Source organism: Streptomyces sp. NPDC021093 (genome assembly GCF_044333135.1).
Classification (GTDB): domain Bacteria; phylum Actinomycetota; class Actinomycetes; order Streptomycetales; family Streptomycetaceae; genus Streptomyces.
This window is the reverse complement of record NZ_JBIRQJ010000010.1, coordinates 87,204-103,201: the sequence shown is the minus strand read 5'-3', so window position 1 is coordinate 103,201 and position 15,998 is coordinate 87,204. Positions and strand designations below refer to the sequence as shown.

Annotated in this window: 14 protein-coding genes; 6 read left to right on the top strand and 8 right to left on the bottom strand. The window is 71.6% G+C overall.

Annotated features, from left to right (window positions below; genetic code table 11):
• Positions 1–266: 266 nt before the first annotated feature.
• Both ACH4SP_RS29920 and ACH4SP_RS29915 read right to left on the bottom strand, forming a co-directional pair.
• A complete protein-coding gene (locus tag ACH4SP_RS29920) occupies positions 267–1,172 on the bottom strand; it encodes an acyl-CoA dehydrogenase family protein (RefSeq protein WP_398419325.1) in 906 nt (301 codons plus the stop codon).
• A 9-nt stretch (positions 1,173–1,181) separates the two neighbouring features.
• Positions 1,182–2,357, bottom strand: a complete 1,176-nt coding sequence (locus tag ACH4SP_RS29915) for an acyl-CoA dehydrogenase family protein (RefSeq protein WP_398419323.1) — start codon at positions 2,355–2,357, stop codon at positions 1,182–1,184.
• A gap of 210 nt (positions 2,358–2,567) precedes the next feature.
• On the opposite strand from ACH4SP_RS29915, the gene ACH4SP_RS29910 reads away from it, so the two are divergent.
• Positions 2,568–4,121: an AMP-binding protein gene (locus ACH4SP_RS29910; protein WP_398419321.1), complete on the top strand. Its 1,554-nt coding sequence runs from the start codon at positions 2,568–2,570 to the stop codon at positions 4,119–4,121.
• 87 nt (positions 4,122–4,208) lie between these two features.
• Here the strand turns inward: ACH4SP_RS29910 and ACH4SP_RS29905 are convergent, their stop codons facing one another.
• Both ACH4SP_RS29905 and ACH4SP_RS29900 read right to left on the bottom strand, forming a co-directional pair.
• Entirely contained in the window at positions 4,209–4,739 is a 531-nt protein-coding gene (locus ACH4SP_RS29905) for an EF-hand domain-containing protein (RefSeq protein ID WP_398419319.1), read from the bottom strand.
• Between the two features lie 125 nt (positions 4,740–4,864).
• The gene (locus tag ACH4SP_RS29900; protein ID WP_398419318.1) at positions 4,865–5,239 is read right to left on the bottom strand and encodes an STAS domain-containing protein; all 375 of its coding nucleotides are present in this window, start codon (positions 5,237–5,239) and stop codon (positions 4,865–4,867) included.
• A 310-nt stretch (positions 5,240–5,549) separates the two neighbouring features.
• Here ACH4SP_RS29900 and ACH4SP_RS29895 point away from each other — a divergent pair, with 310 nt between their 5' ends.
• Positions 5,550–6,122 carry a sigma-70 family RNA polymerase sigma factor gene (locus tag ACH4SP_RS29895; protein WP_398419316.1) on the top strand — a complete coding sequence of 191 codons (573 nt, stop codon included), beginning with the start codon at positions 5,550–5,552 and terminating at the stop codon, positions 6,120–6,122.
• Positions 6,119–7,396 (top strand): zf-HC2 domain-containing protein, encoded by a 1,278-nt coding sequence (locus tag ACH4SP_RS29890; protein WP_398419314.1) that lies wholly within the window; start codon positions 6,119–6,121, stop codon positions 7,394–7,396. The genes ACH4SP_RS29895 and ACH4SP_RS29890 overlap by 4 nt, the downstream gene beginning before the upstream one ends.
• Positions 7,397–7,489: 93 nt before the next feature.
• Here ACH4SP_RS29890 and purU read toward each other — a convergent pair whose 3' ends face one another.
• The 4 genes from purU to ACH4SP_RS29870 all read right to left on the bottom strand — a co-directional run bounded on the left by purU (position 7,490) and on the right by ACH4SP_RS29870 (position 12,447).
• Positions 7,490–8,386, bottom strand: coding sequence for a formyltetrahydrofolate deformylase (purU, locus tag ACH4SP_RS29885; protein WP_398419313.1), 897 nt, complete (start codon positions 8,384–8,386; stop codon positions 7,490–7,492).
• Between the two features lie 30 nt (positions 8,387–8,416).
• Positions 8,417–8,863: a hypothetical protein gene (locus ACH4SP_RS29880; protein WP_398419761.1), complete on the bottom strand. Its 447-nt coding sequence runs from the start codon at positions 8,861–8,863 to the stop codon at positions 8,417–8,419.
• 150 nt (positions 8,864–9,013) lie between these two features.
• The gene (locus tag ACH4SP_RS29875; protein ID WP_398419311.1) at positions 9,014–10,528 is read right to left on the bottom strand and encodes a hypothetical protein; all 1,515 of its coding nucleotides are present in this window, start codon (positions 10,526–10,528) and stop codon (positions 9,014–9,016) included.
• Between the two features lie 530 nt (positions 10,529–11,058).
• A complete protein-coding gene (locus tag ACH4SP_RS29870; protein WP_398419309.1) occupies positions 11,059–12,447 on the bottom strand; it encodes a transcriptional regulator in 1,389 nt (462 codons plus the stop codon).
• Positions 12,448–12,737: 290 nt separating this feature from the next.
• On the opposite strand from ACH4SP_RS29870, the gene ACH4SP_RS29865 reads away from it, so the two are divergent.
• Genes ACH4SP_RS29865 through ACH4SP_RS29855 form a run of 3 tightly spaced genes read left to right on the top strand, consistent with a single transcriptional unit; the run spans position 12,738 to position 15,982 of the window.
• Positions 12,738–13,448 carry a bifunctional DNA primase/polymerase gene (locus ACH4SP_RS29865; RefSeq protein ID WP_398419307.1) on the top strand — a complete coding sequence of 237 codons (711 nt, stop codon included), beginning with the start codon at positions 12,738–12,740 and terminating at the stop codon, positions 13,446–13,448.
• Positions 13,449–13,499: 51 nt separating this feature from the next.
• Positions 13,500–14,333: an ABC transporter ATP-binding protein gene (locus ACH4SP_RS29860; protein ID WP_398419305.1), complete on the top strand. Its 834-nt coding sequence runs from the start codon at positions 13,500–13,502 to the stop codon at positions 14,331–14,333.
• The gene (locus tag ACH4SP_RS29855) at positions 14,330–15,982 is read left to right on the top strand and encodes a transporter (protein ID WP_398419303.1); all 1,653 of its coding nucleotides are present in this window, start codon (positions 14,330–14,332) and stop codon (positions 15,980–15,982) included. Before ACH4SP_RS29860 ends, ACH4SP_RS29855 begins: the two co-directional genes overlap by 4 nt.
• Positions 15,983–15,998: the final 16 nt, after the last annotated feature.

Genomic DNA, 15,998 nt, shown 5'->3' with positions numbered 1-15,998 from the left:
CCGACGCGAGCGGCGGTTACCGACGGGCACGTCATCCGGTCCGGAGCCGCCATACAGACCGCACCAGGATTACCGCGCTCCACCACCACTCGCATCTGTCGGAGAGTACCGGAGCGCGGGCCCGACTCCGGCCCGTGACGAGTCCTGTAAAGGACACAACCCGATATCGACACAGGGTGACGTCTTCTGCCTGAAGATTCGCTCATCCCGCCGAATCCTGGTCGACTTCGTGCCCATTGCGGACAGCCACCACCGATCACCGCTGCTCAGCGGGCGGCGGCCAGCAGATCGGCGGCCAGTTCGTCCTCCGTCTGCGCCTTCGTCGGACCCCGTCCGGACCGCACCCATGCTCGCTTCAGGTGCAGGTGTACGTCGGCCTCCCAGGTGAAGCCCATGCCCCCGCAGACCTGAAGGCAGTCGCGCGCGTTGCGCACGGCCGCCTCGTCGGCGAGCAGCTTCGCCCCGGCGATCTCGGCCCGCGCGCCGGTGACCGCTGCCGCGTACACGGCGGTACGTGCCATCTCGGCGCGCACCAGCATCTGCGCACACAGGTGCTTGACCGCCTGGAAGCCGCCGACCGGCTGCCCGAACTGCTCCCGCTCGCACGCGTGTTGGACCGCCATGTCGACCGTTCGGGCCGCGCTGCCCGCCTGCTCGGCGGCCGTGAGGAGGACTGCTTCCGGAGAGGCCCACGGGGAGTGCGTGCGCGGGGCCGGGCCCGGCATCCGGTGCAGCGGGGTGAGCGGGTCCACCGGGCGGACCGGCTCGGCCGCGTCCAGCGTCGCGGGCGCCAGGTCCCGTACGACGTCGGAGTCCGCCAAGTGGGCGATCAGCAGGCCGCATTGGCTGGTGACGACCGTCTCGCCCTCGGCGGCGCCCTTCACCTCCCCGGCCGCGAGGTGCGTGTCCACGAGCGGGCCGGGCAGCAGGACCCGGCCCGCTTCCTCGAAGAGCAGAACGGCTTCCGGCAGGCCGAGCCCGACGCCGCCCTCCGACTCGGGCAGCCGCAGGGCGAAGAAGCCCGCCTCGCCGAGGTCGCGCCACAGGGTGCGGTCGAGCCCGCCGCCCCGTCCCACGGCGGCGCGCAGGGCCTCGCGGTCGAAGCGCCGCGCGAGCAGCTCTCGTACACCTGCCTGCAACGCCCGCTGGTCGTCGTTCAGTTGGAAGTCCACGGGCCCCGCTCACCGGCCTTTCGGGAGGCCGAGGATGCGCTCGGCGACGATGTTCCGCTGAATCTGGGAGGTGCCGGCGGCGATCGTGTAGGAGAGGGAGGAGAGGCGGTCGAGGGTCCATTCGTGGTCGAGGTCGAGCGCGCCCGCCGCTCCCAGCACCTCGGCCGCCGCGTCGTACAGCTCCTGGCGGGCGTGCGAGTAGCGGAGCTTGAAGACGGAGCCGCCGGCGCCGGGGACACCGCCGGTGCTCCCCCAAGGGCTTCGTCCAGGGGGTGCCCCCCGGGCCTCGGAGACGTTCCACTGGGTGAGCCGCCACAGGACCGCGAACTCGGCGTGCAGACGGCCCAGTTGACGCCGGATCGCCGGGTCGTCCCAGCACCCGTTGGCGTGTGCCTCGCGGGCGACCGCGGCGAGCGTGCGGCGGCAGGCGACGACCTCGCCGACGAAGGCGGTGCCCCGTTCGAAGGAGAGCGTGACCATGGTGACGCGCCAGCCGTCGTTCTCCGCGCCGACCCGGTTGCCGACCGGGATCCGCACCTCGTCGAGGAACATCTCGGCGAATTCGGTGGAGCCTGCGAGGGTGCGCAGCGGCCGTACGGTCACACCGGGCGCGTCCATCGGCATGGCGAGCCAGGTGATGCCCCTGTGTTTGGGGGTTTCGGGCGTGACGGGCGTGGTGCGGACGAGGAGTTCGCACCAGTCGGCGACCTCGGCGTGCGAGGTCCAGATCTTGGCGCCGCTGACGACGTACGCGTCCCCGTCGCGCACCGCTTTCGTACGGAGGGAGGCCAGGTCTGAGCCGGCGTCGGGCTCGCTGAAGCCCTGGCACCAGACCTCGTCGCCGCGCAGGATCGGCGGCAGCCAGCGCTCCCGCTGCTCGGGAGAGCCCTCGGCGGCGATCGTCGGGCCCGCGTGCAGCAGCCCGACGAAGTTCGCGCCGACGTACGGGGCCCCGGCGCGCTCGGTCTCCTCCAGGAAGATGAGGTGCTGGGTGGGGGTGGCCTCGCGCTGCAGGTCCGCGTACCCGGCGTCGTACAGCATCCGCTGCCAGGCGGTGTCGTACGTGCGCCGGCCGGGCCAGTCGAGGGGGTCGGGCTTCGCCGGCAGTCCGGGGAGCACCCGGGCCAGCCAGCCCCTCAACTCCGCCCGGAACTGCTCCTCCTGGGGCGTGTACGTCAGATCCATCGGCGGGCCCGCCGGTCCTCGGCCAGGTCCTCGTGGATCCCGTCGACGCCGATGGTGCGAGGAAGCTCGATCTGGCCCATCCGGTGTCCCTCCCGCTGCATCTGATGACCCGTCAGGTGTGAGGCTAGCCCCGCACCACTGGACCGACAAGGCGTAGCGCTCTACGCTCACGGCTAGTTCTGACTGTCCGTCAGCTACGGGGGAATCCACGTGACTTCACCGACCACGACCGCCCGCTCGCTCGGCGAATCCCGCACCCTCTGGGAGCTGGTCGCCCGCCGCGGCGACCTCACCCCGGACCTTCCGGTGCTGCTCCAGGAGGGCCGCACCCTCACCTTCGGCGAGCTGCGGACGCGGTCCGAGCGCGTGGCGGCCGGGCTGTACGAGCTGGGCGTGCGGGCCGGGAGCGTGGTCGCCTGGCAGCTGCCGACCCGGATCGAGACGGTGCTCCTCTCGCTGGCGCTGGCCCGGCTCGGCGCCGTGCAGACGCCGGTGATCCCCTTCTACCGGGACCGTGAAGTCGGCTTCGCACTCAGGGAGTCGAAGGCGGACTACTTCGCGGTGCCGGGCGAGTGGCGCGGCTTCGACCATGCAGCGATGGCCCACCGCCTGGCGCTGGAGCTGCCGCGCCCCGTGCTCGTACTGAACGCGTACGAGGACCTGCCGGACGGCGATCCGGCGCTGCTGCCGCCGCCGCCGTCCGACGGCACGTCCGTGCGGTGGATCTACTGGACCTCCGGCACGACCTCCGACCCGCGCGGCGTGCTGCACACCGACCGCTCACTGATCGCGGGCGGCTCGTGCCTGGCGCACGCGCTGGAGCTCCTCGCCGACGACGTCGGATCGGTGGCCTTCCCGTACGCGCACATCGGCGGTCCTGACTATCTGGTGATGCTGCTGCTGTACGGCTTCCCCGCGGTCCTCTTCGAGCACTTCGCGCTGCCCGCGGCTTTGGCCGAATATCGACGGCACGGAGTGACCGTGGCGGGCGGCTCGACGGCGTTCTACTCGATGTTCCTCGCCGAGCAGCGCAAGGAACCGGACGTGCCGGTACTGCCGACGCTGCGGCTGCTCGCGGGCGGGGGCGCGCCGAAGCCGCCGGAGATCTACCACGCGGTGGTGCGCGAGCTGGGCTGCCAACTCACCCACGGGTACGGGATGACGGAGGTGCCCATGATCACGATGGGGGCGCCCGGCGACACACCGGAGAACCTCGCGACGACCGAGGGGCGGCCGCCCGAAGGCATGTCGGTACGGATCACCGACCCGGAGGGCAAGCCGGTGCCGGCCGGGGTGGAAGGGGAGATCCGGCTGCGCGGGGAGGCGGTCTGCCAGGGGTACTTGGGGACGGGGCCGAATGCCGCCTTCGACCAGGACGGATACCTCGTCACCGGCGACCTGGGGCACCTCACCGCTTCCGGGCACCTGGTGCTGACCGGACGGCTCAAGGACGTGATCATCCGCAAGGGCGAGAACATTTCGGCCAAGGAGATCGAGGACCTGCTGCACCGGCACCCGCAGGTCGCCGACGCGGCGGTGATCGGGCTGCCCGACGAGGTGCGCGGCGAGCGGGTTTGCGCGGTGCTCGAACTGCGCGCGGGCGCGGGCTCGTTGACGCGGAACGAGGTCGTCTCGTACCTGCGCGGGGAAGGTCTCGCCACGCACAAGCTGCCGGAACAGGTCGAGGTGGTGGACGCGCTGCCCCGCAACGAGGCGCTGCGCAAGGTGCTCAAGTACAGGTTGAGGGAGCGGTTCGGCGCGTGAGCCGGGCGCGTGGCCGGTGCTCGGACGAACCGCTCCTCGGTGCGGGTACGCGTACGGATACGGTGCGGGTGCGGCTGTGGGTACCGGCTACTGCGGGTCCGGGCCGTCCACCGTGTAGTACATGGCGAACGCCGACAGGGTCTCGGACTCGGTGATGATGCCGTCGCCGTCCGTGTCGAGCGCCGTCGCCACCCGCTCGGCCACTTCCGGGTCCGCACCCAGGACGCGGAGCAGCCTGGTGGCCGCCCGGAGGGTGACGCCGCCGCCCTGCCCGTCCGACAGGGCCGCGATCTCGATGGCCGCGTGCAGGAAGGGGCGGGCGATCTCGGCGAACCGCTCCGGGTTGTCCCGCAGCCGCTTGACCGCACCCGTCACGAACTCGTCCCGGCTGACCCGCTGGTCGCCGTCCACGTCCGCGATGCCCGCCATGCCCTGCCAGAACGCCTCGGCGCCGCTGTACAGGGCCTGCCCCTTGTCGCAGCGTGCGGTGATGTCGAACTCGGCAAGGATGGCGGCCGCCGCGGCACTGAAGTCCTCGCGGTCGATGTATCCGTTGCCGTCCTGGTCGAAGGAGGCAAAACGGGCCGCTGTCTTGCGCTCGTACTCTGCGCTGTCCATGCAGGGGAGCGTACGTCCTGGGCGTGCGGACGATGCTGGTTATGCAGCGGAATCATCCGCGGGAGGGGCAGTTGAACATCAGGCCGACAGCGGGTGACCCGGCGGGCCGGGAGCAGTGGTGCCGTTCAGGCCGACAGCGACTGTGCCGTGTCGTCGACCGCCGTGTCCACGTCCGGGAACACCTCAAAGAGGCGGCGGACTCCGAGGGCGGCCAGCACCCGGTTCACGTGCGAGCCGTCGACCGCTCCCCGCGCGGGGAGGATCAGCCGCAGACTGCCCTGGCAGGAACGCATCAGACGACGGGCGGCGATCAGCACGCCGACTCCGCTGGAGTCGCAGAAGAGCACGTCGGAGAGGTCGAGCACGACCCGGTGACGGCCGTCCGCGACGGCGTTGTGCACATGCTGGCGCACGGCAGGTGAGGTCACCAGGTCCAGTTCGCCGGAGATGTGCAGCACGGCCCAGCTGCCGTGCTCTGCCTCTGTCACCCTCAGCGTCACGAGTCGGACCTTTCAACTAACCGGAAGTAGCCCTTCCTCATCGCGGCTGCCCTAGCCGCCACCCCATGAAACACCGCCTGCCTGTGCAAGGTGCACGCAGGAGGTACGTAATGACCGGATCACTACCATCCCGGACCGCGCCGGGGGCGCACTTGTCCGGAAGGGGCGTGCGCTGTCCACTCCTCGCACTACATTCGAAAGAGCAGGGAAACGGGCGGGGTTTCCGGCTGGGACTTCGGGCCGACCGGGTTCCGGGCCGGGATTTCGGGCCGGGATTTCAGGCTGGGATTTCGGGCTGGGGGGAACGGACATGCCGAAGGACGCACCACCGCGCTGGGACCGCAGGATGCAGCAGCGGCTCGCGCGGGGCGAGGCGGCGGCGCTCGGCGAGCTGTACGACCGTTTCGCGTCCCTGGTGCACAGCCTGGCGCACCGGGTGCTCGACGACGAGGACGCCGCCGACCAGATCACCCGCGACGTCTTCGGGCACGTCTGGGAGAACCCGCACACGTACGACCCGAAGGAAGGCTCCATGCGGGCCTGGATCGCCCGGCTCACCAACCGGCGTGCCGTGCACCGGCTGCGCCAGGCGGAGTCGGCGGCCCTCGCGGACGGCGAGGGCACCGCGGAGGAGCTGGAGCTGAAGGTGCGCCGGGCGGCGGCGGTGGCCCGCGCCGACTACATCGTCACGTCGATGCCGGCCCCGCTGCGCGAGGCCCTGGAGCTGGCGTACTTCGAGCGGCACGACTACCGCCAGACGGCGAGCAGGCTCGGCGTCACGGAGGACGAGGCCCGCCGCAGGCTGCGGCTCGGCCTGCAACTGCTGTCGACGGCCAACACCGCCGGGGGCGCGGACGCCCAGGGGTACGGGGGCGCGCTGTGAGCGGCGGTCCCGGCGACGTGCGGGGTCCCGGCGCCGCGCAAGGCCCCGACGCCGTGAAGGGTCCTGACGCCGCGCTGGGTCCTGACGCCGTACAAGGCTCCGACGCCGTGCAAGGCCCCGACGCCGTGCAAGGCCCTGACGCCGCGCAGGGTCCCGTCTGCGTCGAGAGCGGCGAGGACTCCGCCCACCGCACCCTGAAGTCCCTGCTCGGCGCCTGGGCCCTGGCGGCCTGTTCCGCCGAGGAGACCACCGCCGTCGAGGACCACCTCACCGAGTGCGCGCCCTGCGCCGACGAGGCGCTGCGGCTGCGCGACGCCGTGGGGCTGCTCCAGACGGAACGCGGGCTCGACCTCGACCCGATGCTCCGCTCCCGGGTCCTGGACACCTGCCTGGGCCGCCGCCCGGCCCGTATCCCGGTACCCGCGTGGGCCCAGCCGTACGACACGGAGACGGCCAGGCTGGACGCCCTGCTGGCCGACATCGGGCCCGGTGAGTGGCACGCACCCGTGCAGCTGCGCTGGTTCGAGAACGACGAGCCGGTACGGCGCAAGGCGACCGTCGCGGCGGTCATCGGGCACCTCATGACCGTCGACGGCCTGGTGGCCGCCGCCCTCGGCCTGGACGACCCGGTCGCGCTCGGCGGCACCGGCGACCCCACCAGCCGCACCGAGGCGTACTGGCTGGGCTCCCGCCAGCCGCCCACCCGGGCCGTCCGCACCCCGTGGCGCGAGCAGAGCCACACCCTGATCCGTACGGTGTCGTTCGCGGGCGGCGGCGCGGCCGAACTCGACGTTTCCTACGGGGCGTTCGACCTCCCCCTCAAAGAGGCGCTCCTGGAGCGGGCCTTCGAGTGCTGGGTGCACGCCGACGACATCGCGCAGGCGGTGGACTATCCGTACGAACCGCCCTCCGGCGCCCATCTGCACCAGCTGATCGGCCTGGCCGCCAGGCTGCTGCCCGGCACCCTCGCGGCCCGCCGCCGCGCCGGGCTCGCCCCGCCCGTGCAGGGGCTCGTCGCGGCGGGCTCCCCCGGGCGCACCCTGCATCTTGAGGTGGAGGGTCCCGGCGGCGGCGACTGGTGGATCGCCCTGGACTCCCCCGCCGCCGTCGCGTCGCCCGACCACAAGGTGGCGCACATCGCGATGGACGGCGTGGAGTTCTGCCAGCTGGCCGCCGGGCACGTAGCGCCTCAAGAGGCGGCTGCGGGCCGGCTCGGCGACAAGGCGGCGGTACGGGACGTGCTGTTCGCGGCGGCGTCACTGTCGCGGCTGTGACGCGCGTACCTCTATGAGGTGCTGGGCCCCATAGAGGTACTGGGCCTCATGGAGGTACCGGGCCTCATAGAGGTACTGGGCCTCATGGAGGCGCTAGGCGAAGACGACCGTACGGTGTCCGTTCAGCAGCACCCGGTGCTCGCTGTGCCACTTCACCGCGCGCGCCAGCGCCTGGCACTCCACGTCGCGGCCGATCGCGACGAGCTGCTCGGGGGTGACCTCGTGGCCGACCCGCTCGACCTCCTGCTCGATGATCGGGCCCTCGTCGAGGTCCGCCGTCACGTAGTGGGCGGTCGCACCGATCAGCTTCACACCGCGCGCGTGCGCCTGGTGGTAGGGCTTGGCGCCCTTGAAGCTCGGCAGGAAGGAGTGGTGGATGTTGATGATCCGGCCGCTGAGCTGCTTGCACAGGTGGTCGGAGAGCACCTGCATGTAGCGGGCTAGGACGACCAGCTCGACGTTCTCCGTCTCGACCAGGTCGAGCACCTGCTGCTCGGCCTGCGCCTTGGTGTCCTTCGTCACCGGGATGTGGTGGAAGGGGATGTCGTACGTGGAGACCAGCTCGCGGAAGTCCGGGTGGTTGGAGACGACGGCGGCGATCTCCACCGGCAGGGCGCCGATCCGCGAGCGGAACAGCAGGTCGTTGAGGCAGTGCCCGAACTTGCTGACCATCAGCACGATCCGCATCCGGTCCTCGGCCCGGTGGATCTGCCAGTCCATCCGGAACGAGTCCCCGATGGCGGCGAAGCTGGCGCGCAGCTTGTCGAGGGAGACCGGAGCCTCCGCGGAGAAGGCGACCCGCATGAAGAACAGGCCCGTGTCGTGGTCCCCGAACTGCCTGCTGTCCTCGATGTTGCAACCGGTCATGAAGAGATAGCTGGACACGGCGTGCACGATGCCCTGCTTGTCCGGGCAGGACAGGGTCAGGACATAACTGTCGGTCTGGGCCGTCGAGGGATCGGGCTGCGCAGCAGGCTGGGTGTCGCTCATGACCTCAGAGGATGGCACACCGCGCCCGGGTCACGCGGACCTGGTCAGGATGCGGATGACCTCAAGAGAGCGCGGCGCCGCGTCCGGATCGTCCCCGTCGCTCCCCGCCATCCGTACGTGCGCCTCGCGGGCCGCGCGTACGGCCTCGGGCCAGCCGTGGTGCGCCATGTACGCCGTCGCGTCGGCGTCCGCGCCGACCTCGTGCATGATCCGCAGGACCCGGAGCACGGCGACGTCCACGAGGGCCGCCTCGCCCGAGTCGCGGAATATCGTCCCGACGTACTTCTCGGCGGACCAGTTGTCGAGCCAGGTGTCCTCGACCAGGCGGTACACGGCATCGGTGATGTCCCCGTACCCGTCGAGGCCGGCCAGCCAGCACTCCTGGTGGAAGGCGGGGTCGGAGAGCATGTGCAGCGCGGAACGCACCTGAGTGCGCCAGCGCCACCACGGCATGTCATTCAGCGGCATGCCGCCCATGGTGGTGGAGCGACGGCCGCGACGGGAAGGGTTCGCTGAAGCTTGCACGGTTGCCGATCGTACGGGCATCCGATTTTGGTACGGACAAGCCCCCACGATCCGCCCATACGTCACGCGAAGCGCACGGGCGGTTACCCAAAGCTCCGGCCGCTACAGGTCGGTCGTCTGGTGCTCGGTGAGTTCGTACTTTCCGGCGATCGCGTTCCAGGGGCCCACGGCCCGCTTCTTGGCCTGGGACGCCTTGCCGCTCTCGCGGTCGCCGAGGCGCCGCTCGCCGGTCGCCTTCGCCTTGCCCTTCGGGCAGAACTTGCCCTTGTCGCCCGCGACCTTGTCCGCCCAGTCCGCGTAGTGGTCGTCGGCGGCGGCGGACGCCTTCCACGCGGCGTTGAGGGCCTGGGTGAGCGCGGCGTGGTCGGGCAGCTTGTCGACCTTGAGGGCCGCCAGGCGGGTCACCAGGTCGCGGCGCTGGTCGGCGGCGCCGCGCAGGTCGGTGGCGGCCTTGTCGAGCGTGGTGCAGCTGCCGATGGCCGCCACGGCGTTGACGACGGCCGAGCGGCTGTTGTTGCTGTCGGCGAGGAGCTTGTCGAGCGCCTCGGCCTGTGCCTTCGCCGGGTCGGCCGCCTTGCCGGCCGGCTTGTCGGCGGGGAGGTCGGCGGCGGCGTTCGTCGTGTCCGGGGTCGCCTTGGCCTTGTTGTCGTCACCACCGAAGTTCATCAGCGCGCCGATGCCCAGGCCGATCACGGAACAGCCGACCACCACGGCCGCGATGAGCGGCACCGGGGAGATCTTGCGCCGCTTGGGACCCTCCGGGCCGCCCGGGCCGCCCGGTCCCTGTCCCGGCTGCTGGAACTGTCCCGGCTGCTGGAACTGCTGGTAGCGCGCCTCCTCCTGCTCGGCCTCCTGCTGCCGGGGCGGCAGGAAGCGCGGCATCTGCTGGGTGGAGGACGCCGCGGCGGGGTCTTCGGCGGCCTGCGGCGGGTGCGTACGGAAGAGGTTGTCGAACTCGGCGGGCGGCTGCCGCTCCCCGGGCTCACCGGGCTGCAGGGGTGCTTCGGGACGGGGCGCGTACGCGGCCCCGGCGGGCACCGGCGGCAGGTACTGGGTGGCATCGGCGTCCGACCCGGCGGGCGGCTGCAGCGCCCGCTGCCCGAGGAACTGTGTGCCGTCGACCGGGGCGGGGGCAGGGGCGGGGGTGGAGGCAGGGGCGGGGGCACCGGGGTGGTGCGCTGCGGGCTGCTGTCCGGCGGACGGCTGCGCGGCGGGGTTCTCGGGCGGGAGCGCGCCGGGGCCCTGTGCGACGGGCGGTATGAGCTGGGTGGAGTCGGCGTCACCGGCGGGGACCTGGGGAGCACCCCAGGCGGGCTGCGGGGACTGCGGCATCTGCTGCTGCGGGGGCATCGGCTGCTGTTGCGGCGGCAGCATCTGCTGTTGCTGCTGCGGAGACGGCATCTGCTGCGGAGGCGGGGCGAGATGGAAGCTGCCGGTCTGCGACATGGCCGCCTGCTGCTGCGGGGCCTGCTGCGGCGGCACGGGCTGCTGCGGCACGGGCTGCTGGTGCATGGGCTGCTGCGGCTGCGGCGGTCCCACCTGCTGCGGTCCCACCTGCTGCGGTCCCATCTGCTGCTGCTGCGACAGCTGCTGTTGCTGCATCTGCTGCTGCGACATCGGCTGTTGATGCCGCGACGGATCCATCTGCTGTTGCACAGGCGGCTGTTGCACAGGCGGCTGTTGCACAGGCGGCTGTTGCACAGGCGGCTGTTGCACAGGCGGCTGTTGTACGGGCGGCTGTTGCACCCCCGGTCCCCACGGCTGGTCCCAGCTCTGGCCCTGTGGCGGCACCGTCTGGCCGGGCAGTTGGCCGGGCACCGGTCCGGGCCCCTGACCGTGCGTCGGCGCTCCGGGCCACTGCTGCGCGGGCTGCGCCGGGGGCAGTACTACGCCCTCGTGTGCGGGGCGCACAGCGGGATGCTGCGGCTCATCACCCTGTTCGCTCTGCGTCAACGGAGGGCTCCTGCCATCGGGATCTGGGTGGCCTCGCCACAAGAGCGAGGGACGGAATCACCGGTTCACGCTACCGGGTGAATCCGTCCCACTGCCACGCACCCGCGATCCGCGCAGGACCGCCGCACACCCACCGGCGCCCGCTGTAACGGATAGCCGGAAGTTGACGCTGTATATGCCGTCGCATTGACGCGCTACGCCGCCTGAATCTCCATCCGCGCCCCGAACTCCCGCACCGACGGCTCGTCCCGGTAGGGGTCGAGGCGCTGCTGGAAGTCCTCCAGGTACTCGGCCCCCCGGTTCGACCGCAGCGTGCTCAGCAGCTCCACCGCGCGCGTGCCCGTGTGGCAGGCCTGTTCCACCTCGCGCTGCTGCACCTGCGCCGTCGCGAGGAGTACGAGGCCGATGGCCCGCCTCCGCACCCTGCTGTCCGGATGTCCTGACAAACTCTCCTGCGCCCTGCGCGCCGCCGCGTCCGCCTGCCCCAGGTCCCGGTGGCAGTGCGCCAACTCGTCGGCCAGGTACGCCTGGTCGAAGTGCGCGATCCACACCGGGTCGTCCCCGGAGTCGCCCGCTTCGTGCGCCCGCTCCATCGCCGTCTGCGCCTTCCCCGCCACGGCCCCGCAGGTCCGCTCGTCGCCCATCAGCGCGTGCCCGCGTGCCTCGGCCGCGTAGAACATGGCCTCCGCCCGCGGTGTCACCCGCCCCCGCGCACCCTCCTGCGCGGCGCGCGCCAACTGCGAGATCTCGCGCGGGTTCCCGAGCTGCGCCGCCAGGTGGCTCATGGAGGCGGCCAGGACGTACCCCCCGTACCCGCGGTCCCCCGAGGCCTGCGCGAGCCGCAGCGCCTGGATGTAGTACCGCTGTGCAAGACCCGGCTGCCCTGTGTCGACGGCCATGTATCCGGCCAGCTCGGTCAGCCTGGCGACCGCGGCGAAGAGCTCGCGCCCCACCGCCTCCCGGTACGAGCCCGAAAGCAGCCCGGACACCACGCTGTTGAGGTAGTGCACGACGATCGGGCGCACGTGCCCGCTGCCGAAGCGGTGGTCGAGCCCCGTCAGCGCCTCGGTGGTCGCCCGTACCGCCTCCACGTCGCTGATCCCCACCCGCGATCCGGCCGTCCGCGCCACCTGGTGGTCGGCACCCGTGATCAGCCAGTCCCGGCTCGGCTCCACCAGCGCGGACGCGGCCACCGAAGAACCCGAGAGGAAGTCCCTGCGTCCCACGTCGCTGCGCCACAGCTCGCAGACCTGCTCGATCGCGCCCAGGACGGTCGGCGAGAACTGGAGCCCGATCCCGGACGCCAGGTTCTTGCCGTTCGCCATCCCGATCTCGTCGATCGTGACGGTGCGCCCCAGCTTGCGGCCGATGGCCTCCGCGATGATTCCCGGGGCCCGGCCCCTGGGCTGCTGTCCGCGCAGCCACCGCGCGACGGACGTCTTGTCGTAACGGAGATCGAGTCCGTGCTCGGCACCGCACATGTTGACCCGGCGGGCGAGACCGGCGTTGGAACAGCCGGCTTCCTGGATGAGCGCCTGGAGTCGTTCGTTGGGCTGGCGGGCGACGAGCGGCCTGGCTGCCATGTGTACCCCCTGGTGCGGGCGCTGATGAAGTCCTCGTGAATTCGCGTGAATTCGTGCGGAGATCACTGCCCGGCGGATATGCAAAGAATGCGAGTCATGCGTGTCATACGCGCACTTGCCACGTACTTGCCGGAAGGCAGAGGTATTTCCGGTACCTCCGCGCTTCCCTCTCTGTGGCTTCCCGCTCGCCGGGCCGCAGCCACCTGCGCGCCCCCGCCCGTGCACCCATGCGCCCCGTATGCAGGATCGATGCGCCATCTCCCGGACCGCCGCGCCCGTAACCGGAGGTGATGCTCGCAGTTGAGTTCTTCGTGGAAGAGACCATTGGAGTCACGGACGTCACGACCGCCGCCCAGATCCCCCAGCAGCGCGGTGATCAACTGCTCGACAGCGCCGTGCGGTACGCGGAGGAACGGCACTGGGACGTGGTCCCCGGGACCTGGCTGGAGGCCGACGAGGGGGTGGAGCGCTGCTCGTGCGGCGACGCGGCGTGCACCGCCCCCGGCGCGCACCCGGCGAAGGACGACTGGGCGACGCAGGCCACGGGCAGCGCGGTCGCGGCGCGCAGGATGTGGCAGAAGAACCCGAAGGCCTCGATCCTGCTGCCCACCGGACGCACCTTCGACGCCATCGACGTGCCCGAGACGGCCGGCTTCCTGGCACTGGCCCGCATGGAGCGCATGGAGCTCACCCTCGGCCCCGTCACCAGCACCCCCGACCGCCGTCTCCTCTTCTTCGTACTGCCGGGCGCGGGCGCGAAGATCCCGGATCTGGTACGGAAGTTGGGCTGGGTGCCGAGCGCGCTCGACCTGGTCGCACGCGGCGAGGGCGACTACGTGGCCGGCCCGCCGACCCGCATGGGCGGCATGGGCGCCGTGCAGTGGGCCCGCCGCCCCACCCCCGCGAACCGGTGGCTGCCGGACGCGGAGGAACTGATCAGCCCCCTCGCCTACGCGTGCGGGCGGGAAGCGGCCGCCGCGCGGGGGCGCGTTCGAACATAGCGGGTCATAAAGTGGGCCCCGTATCACGGGGACCACGAAAGGCAGTGCGACATGCCTGACCAGGCATTCGACCACGAAGCATTCAAACAGGCGGGCGGAGCGCATACGGCGCCGCCCGCCGCGGTACGTGTCCAGGGCTTGTGGAAGCGGTTCGGCGAGCAGATCGCCGTCGCCGGGATCGATCTCGAACTCCCGGCCGGAAAGTTCATCGGGCTCGTCGGGCCGAACGGCGCGGGCAAGACCACCACCCTCTCCATGGTGACGGGGCTGCTCCGCCCCGACCAGGGCACCGTGGAGATCGGCGGCCACGACGTGTGGCGCGACCCGGTGCGGGTCAAGTCCCGGATCGGCGTACTGCCGGAGGGACTTCGCCTCTTCGAGAGGCTCTCGGGGCGTGAACTGCTCGCGTACACCGGTCGGCTGCGGGGGCTGCCCGGCGAGGAGGTCGACAAGCGGGCGACCCAGCTCCTGGACGTGCTCGACCTGGCGGGCTCGCAGCACAAGCTCGTCGTCGACTACTCGACCGGCATGCGCAAGAAGATCGGCCTCGCCGCAGCGCTCCTCCACAACCCCGAAGTCCTCTTCCTGGACGAGCCGTTCGAAGGCGTCGACCCGGTGTCGGCACAGACCATCCGCGGCGTCCTGGAGCGGTACACGGCCTCGGGCGCGACGGTCATCTTCTCCAGCCACGTCATGGAACTGGTGGAGTCGCTGTGCGACTGGGTCGCCGTGATGGCCGCCGGCCGCATCCGCGCCCAGGGAACCCTGGCAGAGGTACGGGGCGACGCGCCGACCCTGCAGAACGCGTTCCTGGAACTGGTCGGGGCGAACGGGCGGGACGCCGGGCAGAGCCTGGACTGGCTGGGCGGCGGGGCGGCGCGATGAGTACCGACGGTGTGGTTTCCGGCGGTGCCGGTCCGGCAGGCGCGGGGCCCGACGGTACGGTTTCCGCCGGTCTGACCCCTCTCTTCGTACGGCTGAAGCTGGCGCTGCTGAAGAACGGGCTGCGGCAGTCGTCCGGGCGGAAGGCCGCGTTCGTCGTCACCGCGGTGCTGGTGCTGCTCTTCTCGGCGCTCCAGCTGGTGGCGCTGATCGCGATGCGCGGGCAGTCGTTCGCGCCGACGCTGACGCTGCTGATGGCCCTGGTCGTCGCGCTCGGCTGGACGTTCATGCCGCTGTTCTTCCCCAGCGGCGACGAGACGCTGGACCCGTCGCGGCTGGTGATGCTGCCGCTGCGGCCGAGGCCGCTGATCCGGGCGCTGCTGGTGGCGTCGCTGGTGGGGATCGGGCCGCTGTTCACGGTGTGTCTGGCGGTGGGCTCGGTGCTCGCCGTGGCGCACGGGTTCGCGGGGGTGGTGGTGGCCGTACTGGCCGCCGTGCTGACCGTCCTCACGTGTGTGGCGCTGTCCCGTACCGTCGCGACGGCGAACGTACGGCTGCTGACCAGTCGGCGCGGGCGTGACCTGGCGGTGCTGAGCGGTCTCGTCGTGGCCGTCGGCATCCAGTTCGTGAACTTCGGCTGGCAGCGGCTCTCCAACTCGGGCGGCCTTTCGGTGCTCGACCCGGTGGCGGACGTCGTGCAGTGGATTCCGCCGGCCTCGGCGGTCGGCGCGGTGCACTCGGTGAGCGAGGGGGCGTACGGGCGCGGGATCGCCCAACTGCTCATCGCGGCCGTCGCGCTGGCGGCGCTGCTGTGGGCGTGGGAGCGCGGCCTGGTCAAGCTGATGACGGCGCCTGACGGGTCGACGATCCAGGCGGCGTCGGGCCCGGCCCGCAAGGAGTCGTCGGCGGGCTGGCTCGCGCGGCTGCTGCCCGACGGCCGGACGGCGGCGACCGCGCAGCGGGTGCTGCGGTACATCTGGCGCGACCCGAAGACGAAGGGCGCGTGGATCACCGCCCTCGCCATCGGGCTGATCGTGCCGGTCTTCAACGCGTTGCAGGGCACCGGGTCGGTGTACCTGGCGTGCATGGCCACGGGCATGCTCGGCATGCAGACGTTCAACCAGTTCGGGACGGACACGTCGGCGTTCTGGATGGTCGCCACGACCATCTCGACGACGCGCGACGCGTACGAGGAGCTGCGGGCGCGGCTGCTGGCGCTGCTGGCGATCACCGTTCCGTACACAGTGCTGGTGACGGCCGTGACGGCGGCGATCGTCGACGACTGGGCGGTGCTCCCCGAGGTGCTCGGGCTGGCCTTCGCGCTGCTCGGCGCGCTGCTGGCGGCGGGGATGGTGGCTTCGGCGCGCTACCCGTACTCGGTGCCGCAGGGGGGTGCGTACAAGAACGTGGCCCCCGGGCAGGGGTCCCTCGCCTGGATGTCGCTGGCGGTCGGGCTGCTGGTGTCGACGGTGGCGTGCGCGCCGCTGATCGGGCTGACGGTGTGGCTGCACGTCGCGGGGCACGCGACGTGGCTACTGCTCCCGGTGGGTGCGGCATACGGCCTGCTGATCGCCTGGCTCGGCCTCAAGGCTGCCGCCCCGAGGACGGCGGCACGGCTGCCGGAGATTTTGGCGGCAGTGAGTAAGGGGTAGGACGGGTCGCTTGGCG